The organism is Methylobacterium sp. P3_A11, from assembly GCF_056403155.1.
Map to the genome: position 1 here is coordinate 14,109 of NZ_JBFUGA010000047.1, position 20,899 is coordinate 35,007.

21 protein-coding genes are annotated in these 20,899 nt (G+C 71.7%); 6 read left to right on the plus strand and 15 right to left on the minus strand.

Going from position 1 to position 20,899, the window contains the following annotated elements; all coding sequences use genetic code 11:
- Positions 1–141: 141 nt before the first annotated feature.
- Positions 142–945 carry an undecaprenyl-diphosphate phosphatase gene (locus AC1DXK_RS15985; protein ID WP_457105256.1) on the minus strand — a complete coding sequence of 268 codons (804 nt, stop codon included), beginning with the start codon at positions 943–945 and terminating at the stop codon, positions 142–144.
- A 250-nt stretch (positions 946–1,195) separates the two neighbouring features.
- Here AC1DXK_RS15985 and AC1DXK_RS15990 point away from each other — a divergent pair, with 250 nt between their 5' ends.
- The 3 genes from AC1DXK_RS15990 to AC1DXK_RS16000 are packed head-to-tail and all read left to right on the plus strand — an operon-like array spanning position 1,196 to position 3,923.
- Positions 1,196–1,888 (plus strand): glutathione S-transferase family protein, encoded by a 693-nt coding sequence (locus tag AC1DXK_RS15990; RefSeq protein WP_457105257.1) that lies wholly within the window; start codon positions 1,196–1,198, stop codon positions 1,886–1,888.
- A 29-nt stretch (positions 1,889–1,917) separates the two neighbouring features.
- Entirely contained in the window at positions 1,918–3,063 is a 1,146-nt protein-coding gene (gene queG, locus AC1DXK_RS15995; protein WP_457105307.1) for a tRNA epoxyqueuosine(34) reductase QueG, read from the plus strand.
- Positions 3,060–3,923 carry an SDR family oxidoreductase gene (locus tag AC1DXK_RS16000; RefSeq protein ID WP_457105258.1) on the plus strand — a complete coding sequence of 288 codons (864 nt, stop codon included), beginning with the start codon at positions 3,060–3,062 and terminating at the stop codon, positions 3,921–3,923. Before queG ends, AC1DXK_RS16000 begins: the two co-directional genes overlap by 4 nt.
- Here AC1DXK_RS16000 and AC1DXK_RS16005 read toward each other — a convergent pair whose 3' ends face one another.
- From AC1DXK_RS16005 to AC1DXK_RS16015, 3 genes are read right to left on the minus strand one after another with little or no spacing between them, the layout of a single operon-like run.
- Positions 3,924–4,796 (minus strand): metal ABC transporter permease, encoded by an 873-nt coding sequence (locus tag AC1DXK_RS16005; protein ID WP_457105308.1) that lies wholly within the window; start codon positions 4,794–4,796, stop codon positions 3,924–3,926. It abuts the gene before it with no gap.
- The gene (locus AC1DXK_RS16010) at positions 4,796–5,602 is read right to left on the minus strand and encodes a metal ABC transporter ATP-binding protein (RefSeq protein ID WP_457105259.1); all 807 of its coding nucleotides are present in this window, start codon (positions 5,600–5,602) and stop codon (positions 4,796–4,798) included. Before AC1DXK_RS16010 ends, AC1DXK_RS16005 begins: the two co-directional genes overlap by 1 nt.
- The gene (locus AC1DXK_RS16015; protein ID WP_457105260.1) at positions 5,599–5,733 is read right to left on the minus strand and encodes a hypothetical protein; all 135 of its coding nucleotides are present in this window, start codon (positions 5,731–5,733) and stop codon (positions 5,599–5,601) included. Before AC1DXK_RS16015 ends, AC1DXK_RS16010 begins: the two co-directional genes overlap by 4 nt.
- A gap of 124 nt (positions 5,734–5,857) precedes the next feature.
- Here AC1DXK_RS16015 and AC1DXK_RS16020 point away from each other — a divergent pair, with 124 nt between their 5' ends.
- Positions 5,858–6,343 (plus strand): transcriptional repressor, encoded by a 486-nt coding sequence (locus tag AC1DXK_RS16020; protein ID WP_457105261.1) that lies wholly within the window; start codon positions 5,858–5,860, stop codon positions 6,341–6,343.
- A 24-nt stretch (positions 6,344–6,367) separates the two neighbouring features.
- Here AC1DXK_RS16020 and AC1DXK_RS16025 read toward each other — a convergent pair whose 3' ends face one another.
- Together AC1DXK_RS16025 and hmuQ are read right to left on the minus strand one after the other, a co-directional pair.
- On the minus strand, positions 6,368–7,873 hold the full coding sequence (locus tag AC1DXK_RS16025; RefSeq protein WP_457105262.1) for an undecaprenyl-phosphate glucose phosphotransferase: 1,506 nt from the start codon (positions 7,871–7,873) through the stop codon (positions 6,368–6,370).
- A gap of 357 nt (positions 7,874–8,230) precedes the next feature.
- Positions 8,231–8,578, minus strand: a complete 348-nt coding sequence (gene hmuQ, locus AC1DXK_RS16030; protein WP_477298324.1) for a heme-degrading protein HmuQ — start codon at positions 8,576–8,578, stop codon at positions 8,231–8,233.
- Between the two features lie 355 nt (positions 8,579–8,933).
- On the opposite strand from hmuQ, the gene AC1DXK_RS16035 reads away from it, so the two are divergent.
- Positions 8,934–9,368 (plus strand): helix-turn-helix domain-containing protein, encoded by a 435-nt coding sequence (locus AC1DXK_RS16035; RefSeq protein ID WP_457105264.1) that lies wholly within the window; start codon positions 8,934–8,936, stop codon positions 9,366–9,368.
- A 72-nt stretch (positions 9,369–9,440) separates the two neighbouring features.
- On the opposite strand, the gene AC1DXK_RS16040 is transcribed toward AC1DXK_RS16035, so the two are convergent.
- Genes AC1DXK_RS16040 through cbiE form a run of 4 tightly spaced genes read right to left on the minus strand, consistent with a single transcriptional unit; the run spans position 9,441 to position 13,163 of the window.
- A complete protein-coding gene (locus tag AC1DXK_RS16040; protein WP_457105265.1) occupies positions 9,441–10,760 on the minus strand; it encodes a cobyrinic acid a,c-diamide synthase CobB in 1,320 nt (439 codons plus the stop codon).
- A complete protein-coding gene (gene cobM / locus AC1DXK_RS16045) occupies positions 10,757–11,533 on the minus strand; it encodes a precorrin-4 C(11)-methyltransferase (RefSeq protein ID WP_457105266.1) in 777 nt (258 codons plus the stop codon). The genes AC1DXK_RS16040 and cobM overlap by 4 nt, the downstream gene beginning before the upstream one ends.
- Positions 11,530–11,934, minus strand: a complete 405-nt coding sequence (locus tag AC1DXK_RS16050) for a cobalamin biosynthesis protein (protein ID WP_457105267.1) — start codon at positions 11,932–11,934, stop codon at positions 11,530–11,532. The genes cobM and AC1DXK_RS16050 overlap by 4 nt, the downstream gene beginning before the upstream one ends.
- Positions 11,931–13,163: a precorrin-6y C5,15-methyltransferase (decarboxylating) subunit CbiE gene (gene cbiE, locus AC1DXK_RS16055; RefSeq protein WP_457105268.1), complete on the minus strand. Its 1,233-nt coding sequence runs from the start codon at positions 13,161–13,163 to the stop codon at positions 11,931–11,933. Before cbiE ends, AC1DXK_RS16050 begins: the two co-directional genes overlap by 4 nt.
- Between cbiE and AC1DXK_RS16060 the strand changes: the two genes are divergently transcribed.
- A complete protein-coding gene (locus AC1DXK_RS16060; protein ID WP_477298327.1) occupies positions 13,162–13,959 on the plus strand; it encodes a cobalt-precorrin-6A reductase in 798 nt (265 codons plus the stop codon). The two genes, cbiE and AC1DXK_RS16060, sit on opposite strands and share 2 nt — an antisense overlap.
- Here the strand turns inward: AC1DXK_RS16060 and cobJ are convergent.
- From cobJ to cobN, 5 genes are read right to left on the minus strand one after another with little or no spacing between them, the layout of a single operon-like run.
- Positions 13,926–14,687 carry a precorrin-3B C(17)-methyltransferase gene (gene cobJ, locus AC1DXK_RS16065; RefSeq protein WP_457105270.1) on the minus strand — a complete coding sequence of 254 codons (762 nt, stop codon included), beginning with the start codon at positions 14,685–14,687 and terminating at the stop codon, positions 13,926–13,928. The genes AC1DXK_RS16060 and cobJ overlap by 34 nt on opposite strands.
- Entirely contained in the window at positions 14,684–15,463 is a 780-nt protein-coding gene (locus AC1DXK_RS16070) for a precorrin-2 C(20)-methyltransferase (RefSeq protein WP_457105271.1), read from the minus strand. Before AC1DXK_RS16070 ends, cobJ begins: the two co-directional genes overlap by 4 nt.
- Positions 15,463–16,155 (minus strand): precorrin-8X methylmutase, encoded by a 693-nt coding sequence (locus AC1DXK_RS16075; protein ID WP_457105272.1) that lies wholly within the window; start codon positions 16,153–16,155, stop codon positions 15,463–15,465. Before AC1DXK_RS16075 ends, AC1DXK_RS16070 begins: the two co-directional genes overlap by 1 nt.
- Entirely contained in the window at positions 16,152–17,516 is a 1,365-nt protein-coding gene (locus tag AC1DXK_RS16080) for a precorrin-3B synthase (protein ID WP_457105273.1), read from the minus strand. The genes AC1DXK_RS16075 and AC1DXK_RS16080 overlap by 4 nt, the downstream gene beginning before the upstream one ends.
- The gene (gene cobN / locus AC1DXK_RS16085) at positions 17,513–20,866 is read right to left on the minus strand and encodes a cobaltochelatase subunit CobN (RefSeq protein WP_457105274.1); all 3,354 of its coding nucleotides are present in this window, start codon (positions 20,864–20,866) and stop codon (positions 17,513–17,515) included. Before cobN ends, AC1DXK_RS16080 begins: the two co-directional genes overlap by 4 nt.
- Positions 20,867–20,899 lie beyond the last annotated feature (33 nt).

A 20,899-nucleotide genomic window follows, 5' to 3' on the forward strand; every position in this document is an offset into this window, starting at 1 on the left:
CGCGGTGTCTTCTGCACCGTTTTCGTGCGTTTGCGTCGCACGCCGTTTCGCCGCTGGCAATCGCCCGACGGTTCAGGAAACCTCAAGGCGCGGGTCACTGCTTTTTGATGGCCGCAACCGGGGTCGGAGCGGCGCTCCGCCTCAGCCGAGAATGATCAGACCGGCGAACCCGAGAGCGCCGACGATGATCCGCCACCACGCGAACAGCCAGAAGCCGTGGCGGGACACGTAGTCGAGGAGCACTCGCACCACGAACAGCGCCGCGACGAACGACACGATGAAGCCGATCACGATCAGGCCGACATCGTCGCCCGACAGGTATTTGTAGTTGTCGAGCAGGTCCTTGGCGAAGGCGCCCGCCATGGTCGGCATCGCGAGGTAGAATGAGAATTCGGTGGCGGAGCGCTTGTCGGCGCCCATCAGCATCGCGCCCACGATGGTGGCGCCCGAGCGGGACACGCCGGGGATCATCGCCAGACACTGGAAGATGCCGATCTTCAGGTCCATCGGCAGAGAGAAGTCGTAGACGTCGGTCTTCCGCACCTCGAGATCGGTGTCGTCGATGACGAGGAGCACCAGGCCGCCCGCCACCAGGGTCGCGCAGACGATCCAGGGGTTGAACAGGTAAGCCTTGATCATCTTGGAGAAGATGCCGCCGATGATCGCCGCCGGCAGGAACGCCACCAGGATCCCGAGCACGAAGCGGCGCGCCCTGGGGTCGGTCGGCATCGCGGTGGCGATCCCGAGCAGGCGGCGGAAATACACCGCCAGGATCGCCAGGATCGCGCCCAGCTGGATCAGCACCTCGAAGGTGTTGTTTGGCGAGTGGAAGCCGATGAAATGGGCGACCAGCAACTGGTGGCCGGTGGAGGAAACCGGAATGAACTCAGTCGCCCCCTCCACCAGCGCGAGCAGCACTGCCTTGCCGATGCTTACCGGATCCATCGAGACGCCTTGTGCCGTGGGCGCTCCGGCGCATGCCGAGCCGCCTGCCACGCAAAATGGTTGAGCCCGAGGCTTCGCCCATTAGGGTTGACGAGCGGTTACCGGGCCGAGCCGGGCGTGTTAAGGGCTCGGAAACGGTCGGGCAATAACGCTCCGTCCGAAGTCCTGCGCGCCGAAGACCTGCGCTTCAGGACCCTCGACGAGCGCGGGACCGGCCGCGCTGGCAGACCAAGCGTCCACCACGGCCTCGATGGCAACCCTCTACCACTTTCCCTTCTGCGCGAATTCCCGGTTCATCCGTCTCGTGCTCGCCGAGATGGGCATGGAGCCGACGCTGTTCGAAGAACGGCCCTGGGAACGGCGCGACGACTTCCTGCTGATCAATCCGGCGGGGGTGACGCCCGTGCTRCTGGAGCAGACCGGCCTCGTCATCCCCGGGGCGGGGGTCATCGCCGAGTATCTCGACGAGACCCGGGGCCTCGGGCTTTCCGGGCGGCGGATGCTGCCGGAGGACACCGTCGAGCGCGTCGAGGTGCGGCGCCTGCTCGACTGGTTCCTGGTCAAGTTCGAGTCCGAGGTGACCGCCTACCTCGTCAACGAGAAGATCTCGAAACGCTTCATGTCGGCCCACGAGGGCGGCGGCCCGCCCGACATGAACGCGATCCGCGCCGCGCGCGCAAACGTGCGCTACCACCTCAAGTACATCGGCTACCTGATCGCGCGGCGGCGCTGGATCGCCGGCGACAACCTGACCTATGCCGATCTCGCGGCGGCCGCCCATCTCTCCTGCGTCGACTATCTCGGTGACGTGCCGTGGGACGAGGACGAGATGGCCCGCAACTGGTACGCCCGGGTCAAGTCGCGGCCCTCGTTCCGCAGCCTGCTGGCCGATCGGGTGGCCGGCATGGCGCCCGCCGCCCATTACGCGGATCTCGATTTCTGAACGCCCGACGGATCTATCTCGGCGCCGATCTGCGCCGCCTCGTCGAGACCCGGGCTCGGACGCTCGGCTTCTGCGGCCTGCGCGTGACCCGCCCCGACCGGTTGCCCGACCTGCCGGGTCGCCTGTCGGCTTGGTTGGCCGAGGGCGCGCACGGCACCATGGACTGGATGGCGGAGCGGGCGGACCAGCGCGCCCGTCCCACCAGCCTGTGGCCCGGGCTGCGCAGCATCCTTGTTCTGGCGATGAGCTACAGGCCCGAGGACGATCCGCGCAACGTGGTGGCGCGACGGGACCGCGGCGCGGTGGCCGCCTACGCGCAGCGGCGCGATTATCACGAGGTTTTGAAGGGCCGGCTGAAGGAATTGGGCGGCTACCTGTCCGCCAAGGGCGACGTGCGGGTGAAGGTCTTCTGCGACACCGCCCCGGTCATGGAGAAGACCCTCGCCGAGGCGGCCGGCCTCGGCTGGCAGGGCAAGCACACGGTGCTGATCTCACGCACGCACGGCAATTGGCTGCTCCTCGGCGCGATCTACACCAGCGCGGAGTTCGAGCCGGATCCGCCTGCGCGGGATCATTGCGGCTCCTGCCGCGCCTGCCTGGACATCTGCCCGACGGATGCCTTCCCGGCCCCCTACCGGCTCGATGCGCGGCGCTGCATCTCGTATCTCACGATCGAGCATGCCGGGCCGATCACCGCGACGTTCCGGCCGGCGATCGGCAACCGCGTCTTCGGCTGCGACGACTGCCTCGCCGTCTGCCCGTGGAACAAGTTCGCCCGCACGGCGGCCGAGACCCGCCTCGCCGCGCGCACCGATCTGGCCGCCCCGTCGCTGGCGGATCTCGCCGGGCTCGACGATGCGGCATTCCGGTCCTTCTTCGCCGGCACGCCGGTCAAACGCACGGGGCGCGACCGCTTCCTGCGCAACGTCATGATCGCGATCGGCAATTCCGGCGATCCCGCCCTGGCGGACGCGGCGGTGGCCCGGCTCACCGACGCGTCCCCCCTGGTGCGCGGCATGGCGGTGTGGGCCTGCGCCCGGCTGCTCGCGCCGGATGCCCTGCGCGCCCTTCGCCGGCAGCACGCCGAGCGCGAGACCGATACCCATGTCCGCGACGAGTGGCTGGCCGTCGCCGCCTTGACGGAATCGCCGGCGGGCGAGACATCCGCCCCATGAACCTCTTCGTCTTCGGGCTTGGTTTCACCGGCCGCCGTTTCGCCGATCGGGCGCGGGCGCGGTTCGGGACCGTCCGCGCCACCGTCACCGACGCCGACGCCGCCGACCGCATCGCGGCGGACAGCGGCTTCGCCATGCGTGCCTTCGGACCGGAGGCCGACGATCCCCGGATCGCCGCGGACCTCGCCGACACGGATGTGCTGCTCGTCTCGGCGCCCCCCGGCGAAGCCGGCGATCCGGTGCTTCCCCGCTACGCGGACGTGATCGCGGCGAGTCGGATCGGCTGGATCGGCTACCTGTCCACCATCGGCGTCTACGGCGATCAGGGCGGGGCCTGGATCGACGAGGCGACGCCGGCGATCCCACGCAGCGCCCGCTCGAAGGTGCGCCTCGATGCCGAAGCGGCGTGGCTGGCACTCGGTGCACAGGCCGGCAAGGCCGTGCAGGTGTTCCGCCTCTCGGGCATCTACGGACCGGGCCGCAACCCGATCGTGAAGCTGCGGGAGGGCCGTTCCCAGCGCATCGTCAAGGCCGGACAGGTGTTTAACCGGATCCATGTCGACGACATCGCCACGACGCTGCTCGCCTCCATCGACAGACCGCGGGCCGGGGCGATCTACAACGTCACCGACGACGAGCCGACCGCACCGCAGACCGTGACCGAACACGCCGCGGCACTCACGGGCTTGCCGCTGCCGCCGGAGATCGATTTCGAGACCGCCGACCTGTCGCCGATGGCGCGCAGCTTCTACGGCGAGAACAAGCGCGTGCGGAACCGGTTGATCCGCGAGGAACTGGGCGTCGCGCTCGCCTATCCGACCTACCGCGAGGGCCTCGCGTCCCTCAAGGATCAGCCCTGATCAGGCCTCGAGATGGCGTGGCCGCACGAGCCGGCGGAGCAGGCCGTCCCGCGGACCGACCATCATCGAGGCGAGGTAGAGCGCGCCGGCTGCGAGCACGATGGCCGGGCCGCTCGGCAGGTCAAACTGGTAGGAGAGGCTCAGTCCCGAGACGCTCGCGATCGCGGCGATCAGCATCGACACCGGGATCAGCCCGGCGAGGTCGCGCGCCCAGAAGCGAGCCGCCACGGCCGGCAGCAGCATCAGCCCGACCGCCAGCAGGGTTCCGAGGGCCTGGAAGCCGCCCACGAGGTTCACCACGACCAGCGCCAGGAATGCGAGATGGACCGGACCGCCGCTGCGGCTCACGGTCCGCAGGAACAGCGGATCGACGCATTCCATCACGAGCGGCCGGTAGATCACCGCGAGGGCCATGAGGGTCAGCGTGCTGATGCCGCCGAGCAGCCAGAGCGCAGAATCGTCGAGGGCCAGCACCGAGCCGAACAGGAAGTGCATCAAATCGATCTGCGACCCGCGCAGCGAGACCAGCAGAACGCCGGCGGCGAGGGAGATCAGGTAGAAGGCCGCGAGGTTGGCGTCCTCCCGGACGACCGTGGCGCGGGTGACGGCCCCGGCGAGCAGGGCCACGGCGAGCCCGGCGACGAGACCGCCCAGGGTCATCGCCGGCAGGGACAGGCCGGCGACCAAGAAGCCGACCGCGGCGCCCGGCAGGATCGCATGGCTCATCGCGTCGCTCATCAGGCTCATGCGGCGCAGCGTCAGGAACACGCCCACGGGCGGTGCCGACACCGACAGCGCGAGGCAGCCCGCCAGTGCCCGGCGCATGAAGCCGAACTCGACGAAGGGCGCGACCAGGGATCCGAACGGATCCATCACGCGGCGTCCTCGTGGTGGTGATGCGGGCCGGCGCCGTGATCGTGGGCGTGGGCCGCCACGGCCCGCGGCCCGGCGCAGATCGCTGCGCCCTCGTCCCAGGCTTCGGACAGGTTGCGGGCGCGGGCGAGGTTGTCGGCCGTCAGCACCCGCGCGGTCGGCCCCCAGGCCACGGGCTCGCGGGCGAGCAGCAGCGTCGTCGGGAAGTGCGCCCGCACCTGTGCAAGGTCGTGGAGGGCTGCGACGACCGTCCGCCCCTCGCCATGCCACGTCCGGATCAACGCCAGGAGATCGTCCACTGTCCGCGCATCGATACCGGTGAACGGCTCGTCGAGGAGGACGACGGGGCAGTCCTGCAGGATCAGCCGGGCGAACAGGGCGCGCCGGAATTGACCGCCCGACAGGGTGCCGATCGGGCGCGCCGCGAAACCGTCGAGGCCGACCGTCGCCAGCGCGGCCTCGATTGCCGGGCGATGCCGGGTGAGGCTGCGCCATGCGCCCACGCGCCGCCAGAGGCCCATGCCGGCGAGATCCAGGACGCTTAGCGGAAAGCTCCGATCGATCTCGTCCGCCTGCGGCATGTAGGCGATCGCGCCCGCGCGCTCGATCCGGCCGTCGAGGCAGCGGATCTCGCCGACCATGCCCTTGAGGAGCGTCGACTTGCCGGCGCCATTCGGTCCGACCAGGGCCAGCAGGTCGCCGGACCGCACGGTCCCGTCGAGGTGGTGGACCGCCGGGTGACGGTCATAGCCGAGGGTCAGGCCGACGAGGCGGATCGGGTCGGAAATCGGCGACCGCGCGCTCATGCCGACAGCGCCCAGGCGATCGTCGACCACACCAGCATGGAGAGCATCGCGGCGAGCGCAAGGCGCAGGCCGATCCCGCTCTGGAACAGGGACCGCCGGGCCGCGCGTCTCGGTCTGGAAATGGTCGGCAAGGCGTCCTCGTCGCGCGCTCACGCCGGCGCGGGGACCACGCGGGGCTACTGGTGCGGTCCTGGGCGGCGGTGATACACTGTAACAAACCCGCACGACAACCTGCGGATCATTCCTGGAGCAATCATGCACCGTCACGAGGGTCACGACGCGTGCCACGCCGGCACCGGTGACATGCTCGCGCGGGCCGAGGCCCTCTGCCGCGAGCGCGGTCTTCAGTTCACGCCGCTGCGCCGGGAGGTGCTGGAGGCCGTCGCCGGAGCCGGGACGGCCCAGGGCGCCTACGACATCGCCGAACGGCTGAGCGTGCCGGGCAAGCGCGTGGCCCCGGTCTCGGTCTACCGCGCCCTCGATTTCCTGATGGAGCAGGGTCTGGTCCATCGGATCGCGAGCCGGAACGCCTTCATTCCCTGCGCGCATGAGCATGCGCCCGGGGAGGGCGTCATCTTCCTGATCTGCCGCACCTGCGGAGTCGTCGATGAGGCCTCGTCGCAGGAGGTCGAGGGCGGTCTCGGGCGCACGCTCGAGCGGGCCGGCTTCACGCCGACCCACAGCATCCTGGAGGTGGAGGGCGATTGCGGCGCCTGCCGCGACCTGAAGCAGGCGCGCTAGGAGACGCGGCCTTTCGGCGCTTCCCTAGAACGCGTTCTGGTAGGCCCGGCGCGAGACGATCGTCTGGATCATGATCTGGATGTCGAACCAGATCGACCAGTTGTCGATGTAGTGCAGGTCGCAGGCGACGCGCCGCTCCATGGCGAGGTCGGTCTGGGTCTCGCCGCGGTAGCCGTTGACCTGCGCCCAGCCGGTGATCCCGGGCCGCACGTTGTGGCGGCGGGCATACAGGGCGATCCGCCGCTCGAAGCTCCGGTCGTGGGCGAGGGCGTGTGGCCGGGGGCCGACCAGCGACATCTCCCCCCGGAGGACATTGATCAGCTGGGGCAGCTCGTCGAGATTCGTCCGCCGGAGGATTGCGCCGATCCGGGTGATCCGGCTGTCGTTTCGCGTCGCCTGCCGAAAGGTGGAATCCGCCTCCGCCCGCATCGACCGGAACTTGAAGACACCGAACGGCTGCTGGTTGAAGCCGTACCGCTTCTGGCGGAAGAAGACCGGGCCGGGGCTGTCGAGCTTGATCGCGAGGGCGATCGCCGCCAGCAGGGGCGACAGGGACACGAGGGCAATGGTCGCCACTGTCAGATCGAGGGCGCGCTTCAGCATCACCTCGCCCAGATTGAGCGGCCGACGCCCGATGTTGATCCCCGAGACGCCGCCGACCCGGGCGACCTGAAGATCGGGGAAGCGATCCAGGACGGCGCCAGGACGCAGGTGCAGGGCCGAGGGTACCCGCAGGAAGGCGTCGATGCAGCGCTCGACCTCGGCGGTATCGGCCCACGGGACCAGGACGAAGACGTCGTCCGGCCGGAGGAAGCGCACCACCGATACCGCAAGGTCGAGATCCTCCTGCAACTGGTCGTACCGGGTGGCCACGTCGGCGCCCGGGTCCACCCGCCGCAGGTAGCTCGTCCCGACGATCCGCGAACCGAGATGGTCGGCCTCCTTGCCCGCGTAGAAGCGCGCGATGTCCTCCTCGTAGCCCACGAGGTGAATCCGGCTGGCCGTGGCCGAACCGGCGCTCAGGCGGTCGCGCACGAAGCGGCGGACTGCCGTCCTGGCCGCGATCAGCACGGGCAAGCCCGCGACGAAGGTCCCGAGCGAGACGAGCCGAGAGTAATCGTTGGTCGTCTTCGTCATGAAGCTGACGACGAGCACCGCCGCCCAGGCGACCAGCCACAGGGACACCACCCGCTGGATGCCCGGCTTCTGCGTCGTCGCGCCCTCAAGGCTGTATTCCTCGCGCAGGGCGTTCGTGGCGACGATCACCAGTCCGAGCAGCGCCGCGAGCCGCAGGCTGCGCAAGCCCCCCACCCAAATCGTGCCGTCCTGAACGACGAGGTGGTAGGCGAGTTCGATGCTCAGGGTCACCGCGAAGATCGCCGCGAGGTCGGTGGCGGCGAGGGCCGTCGACAGGGCGATCCGCGCCACGGCGCGGCCGCGGCGCGGCAGCAGCGCAGACCACACGTTGCGCCGGCGCCCGGCCGAGTTGGGAAGCGCCTGAAACGTCTCCGGAAGCCGATCGTGAAACATCTGACCCGAACGTCCCGTCTTGATCGGACTCTGTACCAGTCTGAGACACGAAAGGTTTCAGCGCCGCCTGGTGACAGTGACGGAGCAAGCCGCGGGCCTCGCGGGTTCACGATCGCAGTCACGGAGGACACGGCGACCTAAGGCCCACCCTCGGGCGTTGCAATACATAATTAATGCTGAGTGACTGTTCAGCGCATGCAGCGGCGGCTTATGGTGCCGTTGAGTTGTTTCTGCAGGGCTTATTTCAATTCAGGCGCGTTTCTTCGATCGTCATTTCAACTAGGCGGGCGTTGCCGGCGACGGACCGGCTCGTGTTCGACGGCGTCGAGGGCTTGCCCTCGACGCCGGGAAGGACGGTCAGACGGCGCCCGCGTCCGCGTGGGTTCCGGCCGGGGCCCCGACGGTCTGGATCGTCTCGAAGCCCTCGAACTGGGGATGGCCGAGATAGAGGGGCTTGGTCGACGGAACGCGGCCATGCGCCTTCCGGAACTGCTCGGAACGGGTCCATGCCTCAAACTCCGCACGGGATCGCCAGATCGTGTGCGAGGCATAAAGCACGTGATCCTCGTGCTCGGGGCCGCGCAGCAGATGAAACTCTACGAAGCCCGGCATCTCACCGAGGTGGCTGTCGCGTCCGAGCCAGACGGCCTCGAAGTCGGCCGTCGCGTCCTTAACGACCTTGAAGCGATTCATCGCGATAAACATGCTGTTCTCCTGCCAGGCGCGAAACCTACAAGCTCCTGTGCTCCTACGGGAACCCCGGATGCGGCGACAGGGCACACCGCAAAATCAGCGCAGTCATCGCCATCGACATTTCAGCAACAATGTTGCAAAGATGTGGGTGTTTAAACTAGAAGCTGTAAGCTTTGACTTGCGAAGCTTGACAACTTGGTGTCCTACTGCGGCGCGGTTCACCTGTGTGGCTATCAGGGCTTTAGCCGGATTCTGATGGGTGGAACCTGGAACCTGGCGTGCACGACATGGGACTTAGGGGCGAGCGGTGAAGCGGCGCGATAGCGAGGCGAAGACACCGCGGCCCCAGGAGGAGGCATCCCACCCCATGGACAAGGAGTCCTCGCCCCAGCCCATGCCGAAGCAGACCACCGACGTCGATCGCCTTGTCGGCATCCGGATCACGGCCCTGCGCAAGGCCCGGGGCATGAGCCAGACCGCCCTCGGGAATGCGGTCGGCGTAACCTTCCAGCAGGTGCAGAAATACGAGAAGGGACAGAACCGGGTCGGTGCCGGACGGCTGCGCGAGATCGCGCGCCTTCTCGAGGTTCCGGTCTCGGCGTTCTTCGAGGAGAGCGAGCCGCGCGAGAGCGCCCAGGAAGACGTGTTCGGCTTCCTGAGCGCCCACGGCGCCATCGAGCTTCTGCGTGCCTACGCTCAGATCGAGGACGAGCAAATGCGCCGCGACGTGCTGGCCCTGGTCCGCAGCGCCGCGCGTCTCGCGCAGAACCGGATCGCCCCGCCGCCGGCGGAGTCGGCCTGAGGCTCCGCGCACGCGCGAACGCAGGTTGCCGAGCCTCGGACACGCAGCCTGTGGCTCAACGCGGCTGCCGCTTCAGGACGGTTCGGCCGCGATCAGGTGGAAGAAGCTTCCGGTGACCAAGCCGACCTGGTGACCGGCAAACCCCAGATCGACGCCCTCCGCGTCCGAGACGCGGGCGAGCGCCGTCGCCTCCGGGGCCATCGGCGACAGCTCGCTGGCATAATGGAACTCGTGGCCGACGAGCCGCGTGCCACCCTGCCCGAGCAGGCCCGCGCCGCACAGCCGGGCGACCCGGTAGCCGAGATGCAGCTTGCGCCGGTGATACGAGGTCTCGACGGGCAGCAGCCCTGCCATCGCGTGGGTGGTGCCGTCCGCGTCCTGGAGCGTCCGGCCGAGGACCATGTAGCCCCCGCATTCGCCGTGGACCGGGCGCGTTCGGGCGAAGCTGCGCAGACCTTCGAGGAACCGGCCGGCTCCGGAGATCCGCCCCGCATGCAGCTCGGGATATCCGCCCGGAAGCCAGCAGACGTCGCACACGTCCGGCGGCGCCTCGTCGGCGAGCGGCGAGAACGGCACGAGTTCGGCCCCCGCCATCCGCCACCCGGTTTCGAGGTGCGGGTAGAGGAAGCTGAAGGCCGCGTCGCGGGCGACCGCCACGCGCTGTCCCGGCGGCCGGGGCAGGCGCCCGGCGGAGTCCGGCACGGCGCCGCCCGCGCAGGCCGCGACGGCGTCGAGATCGATGCCAGCGTCCGCGAGGTCGGCCAAGCGGTCGAGGCGCGCCTGCAGATCGGCGGTCTCGCCCGCCTGGACGAGGCCCAGGTGGCGTTCGGGCAGGACGAGCTGCGCATCGCGCATCAGCGCGCCGAGCACGGGCAGCCCGGCACGCTCCATGCCGGCTTCGACGAGCCGCCGATGGCGGGCGCTCGCCACCTTGTTGAGGATCACCCCGGCGATCTGCACGCGGGGATCGTAGAGCTTGCAGCCCAGGGCCACGGCGGCGGCCGACTGCGCGGCACCGGACACGTCCACGACCAGCACCACCGGCCATCCGTAGCGCGCGGCGATGTCGGCATTCGCCCCGGTCCGATTCTCGGCCGCCCGGACGCCGTCGAACAGGCCCATCGAGCCCTCGGCGATCACGATGTCGGCCTGCGCCGCCGTCTCGCCCGCGAGGGCGTCGAGGAGCGGCGCGGCCATGGCGAAGCTGTCGAGGTTGAAGCTCGGCCGGCCGGTCGCCGCCTGATGGAACGCCGGATCGATGTAGTCCGGGCCGCACTTCGCACCGCGGACCCGCAGGCCGCGCCGCGAGAGGGCGCGCATCAGGGCGAGCGTCACCGTCGTCTTGCCGGAGCTGGAGCGCGGCGCCGCGACGAGGAGGCCGGGCGCGCTCACGACCGGCCGCCCACGGTGCCGCCGGGTCGGTAACGCCGGTCGTAGTCGTGCGCGTAGAGCGCGCTCTCGCGAAAGTCCGCGGCGCCGAGCGCCGGTCCGACCAGGATCAGGGCGGTGCGCTCCAGGCCGGCCTCCGCGACGAGGCCCGGCAGCGCCGCGAGATTGCCGACCAGTGCCCGTTCGTCCGGCCAGGAGGCCCGGAACACCGCCGCCGCCGGGCAGGACGGGCCGTAGAACGGGATCAGCTCCGCCGCGACGGCCTCGACCACGTGGATCGACAGGTGGATCGCCAGGGTCGCCCCGGTGGCCGCGTAGGCCGCGAGGGTCTCCCGCTCCGGCATGGCGCTCGCCCGGCCCGAGGTGCGGGTGAGCACCACGGATTGCGCCACGCCCGGCACGGTCAGCTCCCGGCGCAACAGGGCTGCGGCCGCCGCGAAGGCCGGGACGCCCGGGGTCACGGTGTAGGGGATGGAGAGCGCATCGAGCCGACGCATCTGCTCCGCCAGGGCACTCCAGATCGACAGGTCGCCGGAATGGAGGCGTGCCACGTCCTGCCCGGCCGTGTGGGCCGCCGCGATCTCCGCCACGATCGCGTCGAGGTCGAGGGGGGCGGTGTCGACGATCCGTGCCCCCGGCGGACACCACCCGAGGATCTCGGGGGCTACCAGGGATCCGGCGTAGAGGCAGACGGGACAGGCGGCTATGCGATCGCGGCCGCGCACCGTGATGAGGTCCGCCGCGCCGGGGCCGGCGCCGATGAAATGGACGGTCATGGCTCGGGCATCGTTGTCGAGCGGATCGCGAGGGCGCAGGTCGCGCCGCCGCTCGCGATCCGGGGGAGGGCGAGTCGGCTCTCCGGTCCGGCTTCGGCGAGGGCGGCCGCCTCGGCGACCGAGCCGACGCCGCGCAGGCGCTCGATCCGCGCCGAACGGGTGACGACCTGCCCATCGCAAGCTTCGAGCGCCGAGGCCGGCACGGAGGAGGGGGGCAGCCCGAAGCGGGCCGCCGCACCGCGGATCGCCGGCTCCGCTGCGCGGTCGGCCGGGGTGGCGATGGCCGCGAGGTCGGCACCGTCGGCACCGATCAGACCGAGCGCTCGGACGATCAGCGCAGCGATCTCGTCGGCCTCCGTGCCGTGGCGGAATCCGATCCCGGCGACGAGGGGACCCATCATGGCTTGGTCCAAGCCCATTGGGTCACCGGCATGGCGGGCCGCCAGCCGTGCAGGCCGCCCACCGGGCTGGCCCGATCGACGCTGAAGCGGCGCAGGCTCCCGCCCTGCGCCGCGAAGGCCGCGAGCAGCGCTGCCTCGCCCTGAAGCGTCACGGCGTTGGCGACGCAACGCCCGCCGGACGGCAGCGCCGCCAGGGCGGTTTCGAGGAGACCGGGCTCGGAGACGCCTCCGCCGATGAACACGGCCTCCGGGCGTGGCAGATCGTGGAGAGCCGCCGGCGCAGCCCCGACGACCACTGTCAGGTCGGGCACGCCCAAAGTTTCGGCGTTGCGCCGAATGCGCTCGGCGCGATCAGGTCGCGCCTCGATCGCGGTGGCGCGCAGGCTCGGGTGGCGCAGCAGCCACTCGATCGCGACCGACCCCGCCCCGGCGCCGATATCCCAGAGATGAAGGCCGGGATGCGGGCGCAGGGCCGCGAGGGTCAGCGCACGGATCTCCGCCTTGGTGAGCTGTCCGTCGTTCTCGAACACCGCGTCGTCGAGCCCCGGCGCGAGCGGTATCGCCGGGCCCGCGCCCGCGACCGTGATCGCCACGGTGTTGAGCGGATCGACCGGGCCGAGATCGAAGGCGTCGGCCCGCACCGCGCGGATCCGCTCGCGGGGACCGCCCATCGCCTCCAGAACAGTCAGCGTGGACGGCCCGAGGCCGCGCGCGCAGAGGAGTGCCGCCAGGGCTGCCGGCGTCGCGCCGTCCCAGGACAGCGCCAGGAGACGGGCGCCCGGTTGGATATGAGGGACGATCCGGGTCAGCGCGCGGCCGTGCAAGGTCACGAGGCCGCATTCGGCCATGGGCCAGCCGAGGCGCGCGCAGGCGAGGCTGAAGGCTGAGGGAGCCGGAAAGGCCCGGATCTCAGCCGGTGGCACGAGCCGGGCGATCTCGGCGCCCACGCCGTAGTGGAACGGGTCGCCGGTGGCGAGGATGCAGGTCGGCGCGCCCCGCCGGGCCAGGATCTCCGGATAGGCGTCGTGGATCGGGCTCGGCCAGGGCCGGGCCTCCGCGTCCAGCGGACCCGCGAGGACGAGGTGACGCCGGCCGCCATAGACCACCTGGGCAGCGTCGAGGGCCGCCGCGGCGGCGGGGCTCAGTCCCGCCCGTCCGTCCTCGCCGATGCCCACGATCGACAGCCAGGGGGCGCTCGAAGGGGCGCTCGACAGGGGCTCACCGCTCATGGACAAGGCGCCGATGACGAGCGGCGTGATGCGGATCCTGATCCTCGGCGGCACCGGCGAGGCGAGCAGCCTGGCCCGCGCGCTGGCCGTGAGGGCCGATCGGTCCGTGATGCTCTCCCTTGCCGGCCGGACGGCGGCGCCGAAGCCCGAGCCCGTGCCGACCCGGATCGGCGGGTTCGGCGGTCCCGAGGGTCTGGTGCGCTACCTGCGCGCCGCAGCGATCACGCACCTGATCGACGCGACCCATCCCTTCGCCGCGACGATGTCGGACCATGCCGCCCGCGCGGCGGCCCTGGCCGGTGTGGCCCTCCTCGCGATCCGCCGGCCGGCCTGGACGCGAGAGCCCGGCGACATCTGGATCGAGGTCGACCGGATGGAGGAGGCCGCGGCTGCCCTCGGCCCGGAGCCGCGGCGCGTGTTCCTGACGATTGGCCGCCAGGAGGCCGGCGCGTTCGGTGCGGCGCCGCAGCACGCCTATCTCGCGCGCAGCGTCGAGCCGCTCGGCGACATCCTTCCGGTGCCGCATCTCACCGCTCTCGAAGCCCGAGGCCCCTTCGACGAGGCCGCCGAGATCGCGCTGATGCGCGCCAGCGGGACCGAGATCCTCGTCAGCAAGAATGCCGGCGGCGCGGCGACCTACGGTAAGATCGCGGCGGCCCGTGCCCTCGGGATTCCCGTGGTGATGGTGCGCCGGCCGATCAAGCCCGAAGTGCCGAGCGTCGCCGATGCCGCCGGGGTGCTCCGCTGGCTGGACACCGACGATCACGCCGGTCCCTCGACCTTGCGCGCCGTGTAGACGAGGGGCGGCCGGCCCGCGCGGGGGATCAGCCGCGTCGTCGAGGCGCCCAGGATCACCATCGTCGCCATGTCGGCGGGCACGTCGCGCGCCTCCGCGAGGGGCGCGATCCGGATGGCCTCGTCCGGCCGGCTGATGGCGCGGGCAAACATCACCGGCGTCTCGGGTGCCCGGATCCCGGCCGCGATGTCCAGCGCGGCCCCGAGCTGCCAGGGCCGGGCGGTGGAAATCGGGTTGTAGAGCGCGATCACCAGATCGGCGCGCAGCACGGCCTCCAACCGGGCGGTCACCACCGGCCAGGGCTTGAGGTTGTCCGAGAGGGACAGCGCACAGAAGTCGCCACCGAGCGGCGCCCCGAGCCGTGCCGCCGCCGCCAGCATCGCGGTGATGCCGGGCTCCACGGTGATCGCGAGGTCGCGCCATCCCGGCTCGCCGTGCTCCACGGCCTCGAACACTGCCGCCGCCATGGCGAAGACGCCGGGATCGCCGCCGGAGACCACCGCGACCCGCCGGCCCGCGGCGGCGAGCTGCAGGGCGTGGCGTGCCCGGTCGACCTCGACGCGGTTGTCGCTGGCATGCCGAACAAGTCCGGGGCGCTCGGGCACGCGGGCCACGTAGGGGAAGTAGCCGATGACGTCCTCCGCCGCATCCAGCGCACGGCATGCGGACCCGGTCAGCAACGCGGCGTCGCCCGGGCCGAGGCCGACGACGGTGAGGCTGCCGCTCACGGCCGCCGGCCCTCGCCGGGCAGGAGGACCATGGAGAAGTAGGGCGCCTCGTCGTCCGGCTTGTCTGCCAGCATGACGACCCGCTCGCCGGCCATTGTCCCGCGCTCCACGTAGACCGCACGCGCGAGCAGCCCCGCCTCCGCCAAGGCGGCGCGCACCTTGGGCAGGTGGCGCCCGAGCTTCATCACCACAGCGGCATCGGTCCCGCGCAGGCGCTCGGTGAGCGCAGCGAGCGGAAGGGTTGCCGGCAGGACGGTGAGCACGTCGTCGCCCCAGGTGATCGGTTTGCCGGCCCGCGTCCAGCAGCCGGACATGCCGGTCACGCCCGGGATGACCTCGACGGGGAAGCGGTCCTTCAGCCGTCGCCACAGGTGCATGAACGAGCCGTAGAAGAACGGATCGCCCTCCGACAGGATCGCCACGTCGCGCCCGGCACCGAGATGATCCGCGAGCCGGCCGGCCGCGTCGTCGTAGAAGCCGGCCAGCGCCGCCACGTAATCCGGATGCTCGGGATGAATCTCGGTCGTATAGGGATAGGCCAGGGCTAATTCGCGGGCCGGATCGCGCAGGATCGCGTCGGCGATGGTACGGGCATTGCCCCGCCGGCCGCGCTTGCAGAAATGCACCAGCACCGGCGCGTGCATCAAAATGCGCTGCGCCTTCACGGTCAGCAGCTCCGGATCGCCCGGACCCATCCCGACCCCGTAGAGCGTGCCGGTCACCGCCGTCACCGGCAATGCCTCGGTCGGGCCTTCCAGGCGGTCGAACCCGTCCATCACTCGACCTCGCTGGCCAGCGCGTTGACGGCGGCGGCCGTCATGGCGCTGCCGCCGCGCCGGCCGTGGACGACCACGAAGGGCACGCGACTGTCGCGGGCGAGGGCGTCCTTCGATTCCGCGGCGCCCACAAACCCCACCGGGATTCCGATCACCGCGGCGGGTGGTGCCACGCCGGCGTCGAGCAGCTCGAGCAGGCGGAACAGGGCGGTCGGCGCGTTGCCCACCGCCACGACGCTCCCCGGCAGGTGCTCGCGCCACAGCTCCATGGCGGCGGCGGAGCGGGTCGTGCCGAGACTTTTTGACAGATCCGGGACACGCGGATCGCCCAGCGTGCAGATTACCCTGTTGTCGGCCGGCAGCCGAGACCGGGTGACGCCGTCGGCGACCATGCGGACATCGCACAGGATCGGCGCACCGGCCTGCAGGGCCGCGACGCCGGCTTCGGCAAAGTCCGGCGACATCTCCACGTCGGTGGGCAGGTCAGTCATGCCGCAGGCGTGGATCATCCGCACGACCACCCGCTCGGCGGCGCCCGACCAGCGACCGAGATCCGCCTCGGCGCGGATCATCGCGAAGGACCGCGCGTAGATCGCGCTGCCGTCGCGGACGTAGTCGTAGCGGGACGGGGACTCGCTGGCCGCGGCCGGCTCCGATCCTGTCTGGCGCAGGGCGTTCTGGCTCGCGCTCATGCCGGTCTCCTGGTCCTCCCGCACGCCGTCCGGGCGGTTTCCGGCGCGAAGGCGGCGGCAAGCCCGACGGTGTTGGCTCTTCCTAACCGCTCCAGCACGGCCTCGATAGGGAGGTCCATCGCCGGCTCATCGCCGGGGCCGCCGCCGATCACCACACCGTACAGGCCGTTCCGGCCGACGAGGGTGAGATCGGCCGGACCAGGCCGCGCACAGCCTTTGGCGCAACCCGAAACATGCGCGGATCGCCCCTGTTCCGCCAGGGTGCCGAAGGCTTCCGCGAGGCGCGCCGCATCAGACAGCGTCGGAGTCGACCCGGAGGCGCAGCCCGGAGCGCCCGTGCAGGCGTCGATCGCCCGCCGCGGATCGGTGGGCGCGACGATGAACACGTCGGCGAGGTCCGCCAGCGTCGCGGCGGCCAACCCGACCGACGATGCGATCAGCACGAAACCGCGATTGGGCGACAGCCGCAGCGTATCCGATCCGAGCGCCTCCGCGGCGTCGGCGATGCGGGTGAGGGCGGCGGCCGTGCAACGGCCGAACGGTGCATCCACGACAAGAACGTCCAGGCCGGCGCCGGCATGCAGCCCGGCCACGGGCGCGAACGGCGCATCGTTCCCGCGCGCCGCGATCGCCGTCCGGGCCGGGGGTGAGGCGGGCAGCCGCGGCGGCTGTCCCGGCAGGGCTCCGGTCACGCTGCGCTGCTCGTCCTCCGAGAGGTCGCGCATCCGCCGCCGGCCCGTAGACGCGAAGGCAGCGAGCAGCCGCGCCATGCGATCCGCGGCCTCGCTTTCGGGGCCGGTGACGAGGTCCCGCACGCCCGACGCGAAGGTGGCCGCGATCGTGACCGTGCCTCTGTCGCGGGCGGACATGAGGAGGTCAGCCTCGGGCAGCGCAACGCCGGGCTGGCCCGCGACGACCACCAGGGTCTTGGGCGGCAGCCCGGGGATGCCGCGCGCCGCCGTCTCGATGGCGTCGGCCAGCGCCGGGACGTCGATCACCGCCTCAGTGTCGAGACCGGCGTTGGGGCTCGTGAGCGTCACGCGCTGCGGGCCGGCATCGGACCGCACGTCGCCGAGCCCCGCCTCCTCGAGCAGGCCGGCCAAGGCCGTCCGGGTCGCATCGGTGACGCCGCGGACCTGAAGATTGGCCCGCGCGGTAAGGTCGAGGTGGCCGTTGCCGAAGCGCACCGCGCCCTCGGCCACGGCGCGGGCCTGGGCGAGCGTGAGGATGCCGAGCGGCGGATGCACCCGCGCCAGGAGCCCGTCTCCCGTGGGCATCGGGCGGGCGAGGCCGGGGCACCACCCCCGGCGTGCGGGCGCCTCGGGCAGGACGCGGCGGTAGCCGAACGGGCCGGCGCTCATTCGGCGGCCTCCCGGAGCAGCGCGTCGGCCGGCAGGGCGTTGCGCCGGCTGTGCCAGAGGCCGCGATCGCGGGCCGCATCGAAGCGCTCCAGGATCGCCCGGGTGGCCGCGGGATTTGCGGCGCGCAGGCGCTCGAACACGTCGGCATCGGCGATCCAGGCCGCGTAGAGCGTCTCGAAGCCGGCATCGGACACCGCGTCGCTGGCGGCGGCCAGGACGAAGACCGCGTCCAGCCCCTGGGCCAGCTCCTGAGCGCCCCGATACCCGTGGCGGAGCTGGGCGGAGATCCAGCGGGGATCGGCGAGGCGCGCGCGGATCAGCCGGGCCGCGTCCTCCCGGGCGGTCCGGGCCTTCGGCCGGTCGGGGCGCGATACGTCGAGGCTGTAGAGCGCGGGACTGGAACCCTCCAGAGCCGCGGCGGCGGCGAAGCCACCCATCGCGTCGACGGCGGCATCCCCGTCGAACAGGTCCCGCTCCGCCACGTCGAAGGCGTGGAGATAGGCATCGGCCGCCGCGACCCGGGCGCCGAAATCCGCGTCCGGTACCTCGCGGTCGCCGTAGGCGTGGGTGCTCGCGGCGAGGTAGGCCCGGCCGAGGTCGGCACGGTCCTCCCAGCCACCGTCCAGGGCGGCGCGGGCGGTACCGGCGCCGAAGCGACCCGGTGCCGCCCCGTAGACCCGTACCGCCGCTTCGCCCCGCCGCCGCGCCGCCGCGAGCGGGTTCTCGTCATCGGCCTCGTCCCGGTCTGCAACCGCGCGGGCGGCCCTGTCGATCAGCGCGAGCGTTTCCGGAAAGGTGTCGCGGAACGCGCCGGAGATCCGCACGGTGACGTCGATCCGGGGCCGGTCGAGCATCGCCAGGGGAAGGATCTCGAACCCGGTGACGCGGGTGCTCGCATGATCCCAGACCGGCCGCACGCCCATCAGGGCGAGGGCGTGCGCCACGTCCTCCCCGCCGGTGCGCAGGGTCGGCGACGCCCAGAGGTCCATGACGATCCGGGCCGGGTAGGCGCCCTCGTCCTGGAGGTAGCGGGTCACGACGGCGGCGGCGGCCTTCTCGCCGAGGAGCGCGGCGGCGCGGCTCGGGATTGCCCGCGGATCGAGGGTGGCGAGGTTGCGTCCGGTGGGCAGCACGTCGGCGCGCCCGCGGGACGGGGACCCGGACGGGCCTGGCCGGACGAAGCGCCCGTCGAGAGCGGCGAGCAGGCCGTCCCGTTCGGAGGCCGCACACGCGGCCACCGGGTCGGGCGCCCCGTCGGAGGTGCGGGCGAAAACGTGAAGGCCGTCGCGGAAGGAGGTCTCGCCGAGGTCGCACAGATGTGCGTCGAGCCGCGTCAGCGCCTCCTCCATCGGCGTATCGGCGACGATGCCGGCGCCGTCGAGCAGACCGGCCGACGCGGCCTCCTCGAGGATTGCGCCCGCGATGAGCTCGGCGCGGCGCGGATCGAGCACGCTGGCGGCGGAATACTCCTCCACCAGCTCGCGCAGGCGTGCGGCCTCCGGCGACAGGGCGTGGGCTGCGATGTCCGGGGTCAGGTGGCCGAGCGCGACGCCGCCGAGGCGGCGCTTGAGCGGTGCGGCCTCGCCCGGATCGTCGACGATGAAGGGATAGATCACCGGCAGGCCGCCGACGCACAGGGCCGGGAGACAGGCGGGTCCGAGCGCCACGGCCTTGCCGGGCAGCCATTCGGTGGTGCCGTGCGTGCCGAGCTGGATCAGGGCGTCGAACCGCTGCCGCAACCCGAGATGGAAGGCGAGATACGCGTGGGTCGGCGCCCGTTCGAGGTCGTGGTAGCCGGTCTTGCGATCGGGATCGCGCCCGCGATCCGGCTGGAGGAAGACCGCGAGGCCGCCGCCGTCGCGCGTCGGCGGGGCGGTGCCGGTCACCATCCGGAACCGGAAGGCGCCGTCGATGCAGGACGGATCGGAGGCCGGATCGCCCCAGGCGACCGTGACCGCCGCGCGGGTCTCCTCGGACAGGGTTCGCCACCACGCCCCGTAGGTGGACAGCGGCACCTGGAATTCGGCCGAACCCTCCGTGAGCTCGGCCATCAGCCGGCCCGGTTCCGGAAGACCGCCCGCCGCGTAGCCCGCGGCGGCGAGATCGGCGGCGATCGTCCGGACGCTCTCGGGCGTGTCGAGGCCGACCGCGAAGCCGACCCGGCCGCCCCGGGCCGGATAGTCGGACAGCACCAGGGCCAAGCGTCGCGCTCCCCGGGGACGTGCGGCGAGGCGCAGCCATCCCGCGGCCCGCTCGGCCAGCGCGGCGATCCCGGCAGCGTAGGGTACGGCCCGGCGCTGGGCGAAGCCGGCCAGTTCCGGGGATTCCTCCTTGAACGAGATCGGGAAGCCCGAGAGCCGGCCGTCGAATTCCGGAAGCGCGACCTGCATGGCGAGATCGGCCGCGCCGAGACCCCGGGCGGAGGCCTCCCAGGCCACCCGTGATGCGCCCACCGTGAAGGCCTGGAGCACCGGGCAATCGGCACCGTCGAGGACGAAGTCGAAGCCGTCCTCCCGGGCCGAGAAGGCCGTGGCCGCGATCACCAGGTCGGGCTTGCGCACCCGGACGACCTCGGCGATCGCGGCGGCGGCCTCCGGCTCCTTCAGGCTCGACACCGCCATCGGCAGCGTCCCGATCCCGCGGGCGCGCAGGGCCGCCGCGAGCGCGGCGAAGGGCTCGGTGTCACCGCTGAGCACGGCGGACCGATAGATCAGGAGGAGCACGAGAGGCGCGCTCCGCGTCCGCGATCCGGTGAGCGGGATCGCCGTTCCCGCCGCCGCGACGGCCGTCTCCAGGGGGAGGACGCCGCAGCCGGGGCACCAGGCGAAACCGCGCGGCAGAGCCTGCGGCGGCTCGACCGCGCCTTCGGCGCCCAACCGGACCGCGAGCGTCCGGAGCATCCGCCGGAGGTTGTCGGGGCCGCCGGCGCGGAAATAGGCGTCGAGCTGTCCGGCGAGGTCGGGGTCGGTCGAGAAGGTCGCGAGCCGCGGATCGGGCCGGTCGTCCCCCGGCAGGACCGCCAGCACGACGCCGTGCGCCCGCGCCGCCTCGGCACACCGCTCGATCCCGTAGCGCCAGTAATCCAGGCCGCCGAGACAGCGGATCACCACGACCTTGGCGCGGGCCACCACGCGTTCGACGTAGAGATCGACCGACAGCGGGTGCCGCAGCTTCGCGAGCTTGGCGAGCCGAAGGCTCGGCAGGCCGGGCTCCACGGCGTGAGCCTGCCCGACCGCCGCGAGGTCGCTGTCGGTGAAGGACAGCACCACGAGATCGCCGGGCTCCTGCCCGAGATCCACCGCCGCCTCACCATCATCGAGGGAGACGGAATCGATGCGGACGAGATGCATCGGCGGCCCCTAGAGCGCGGCCGCGCGGGCGAG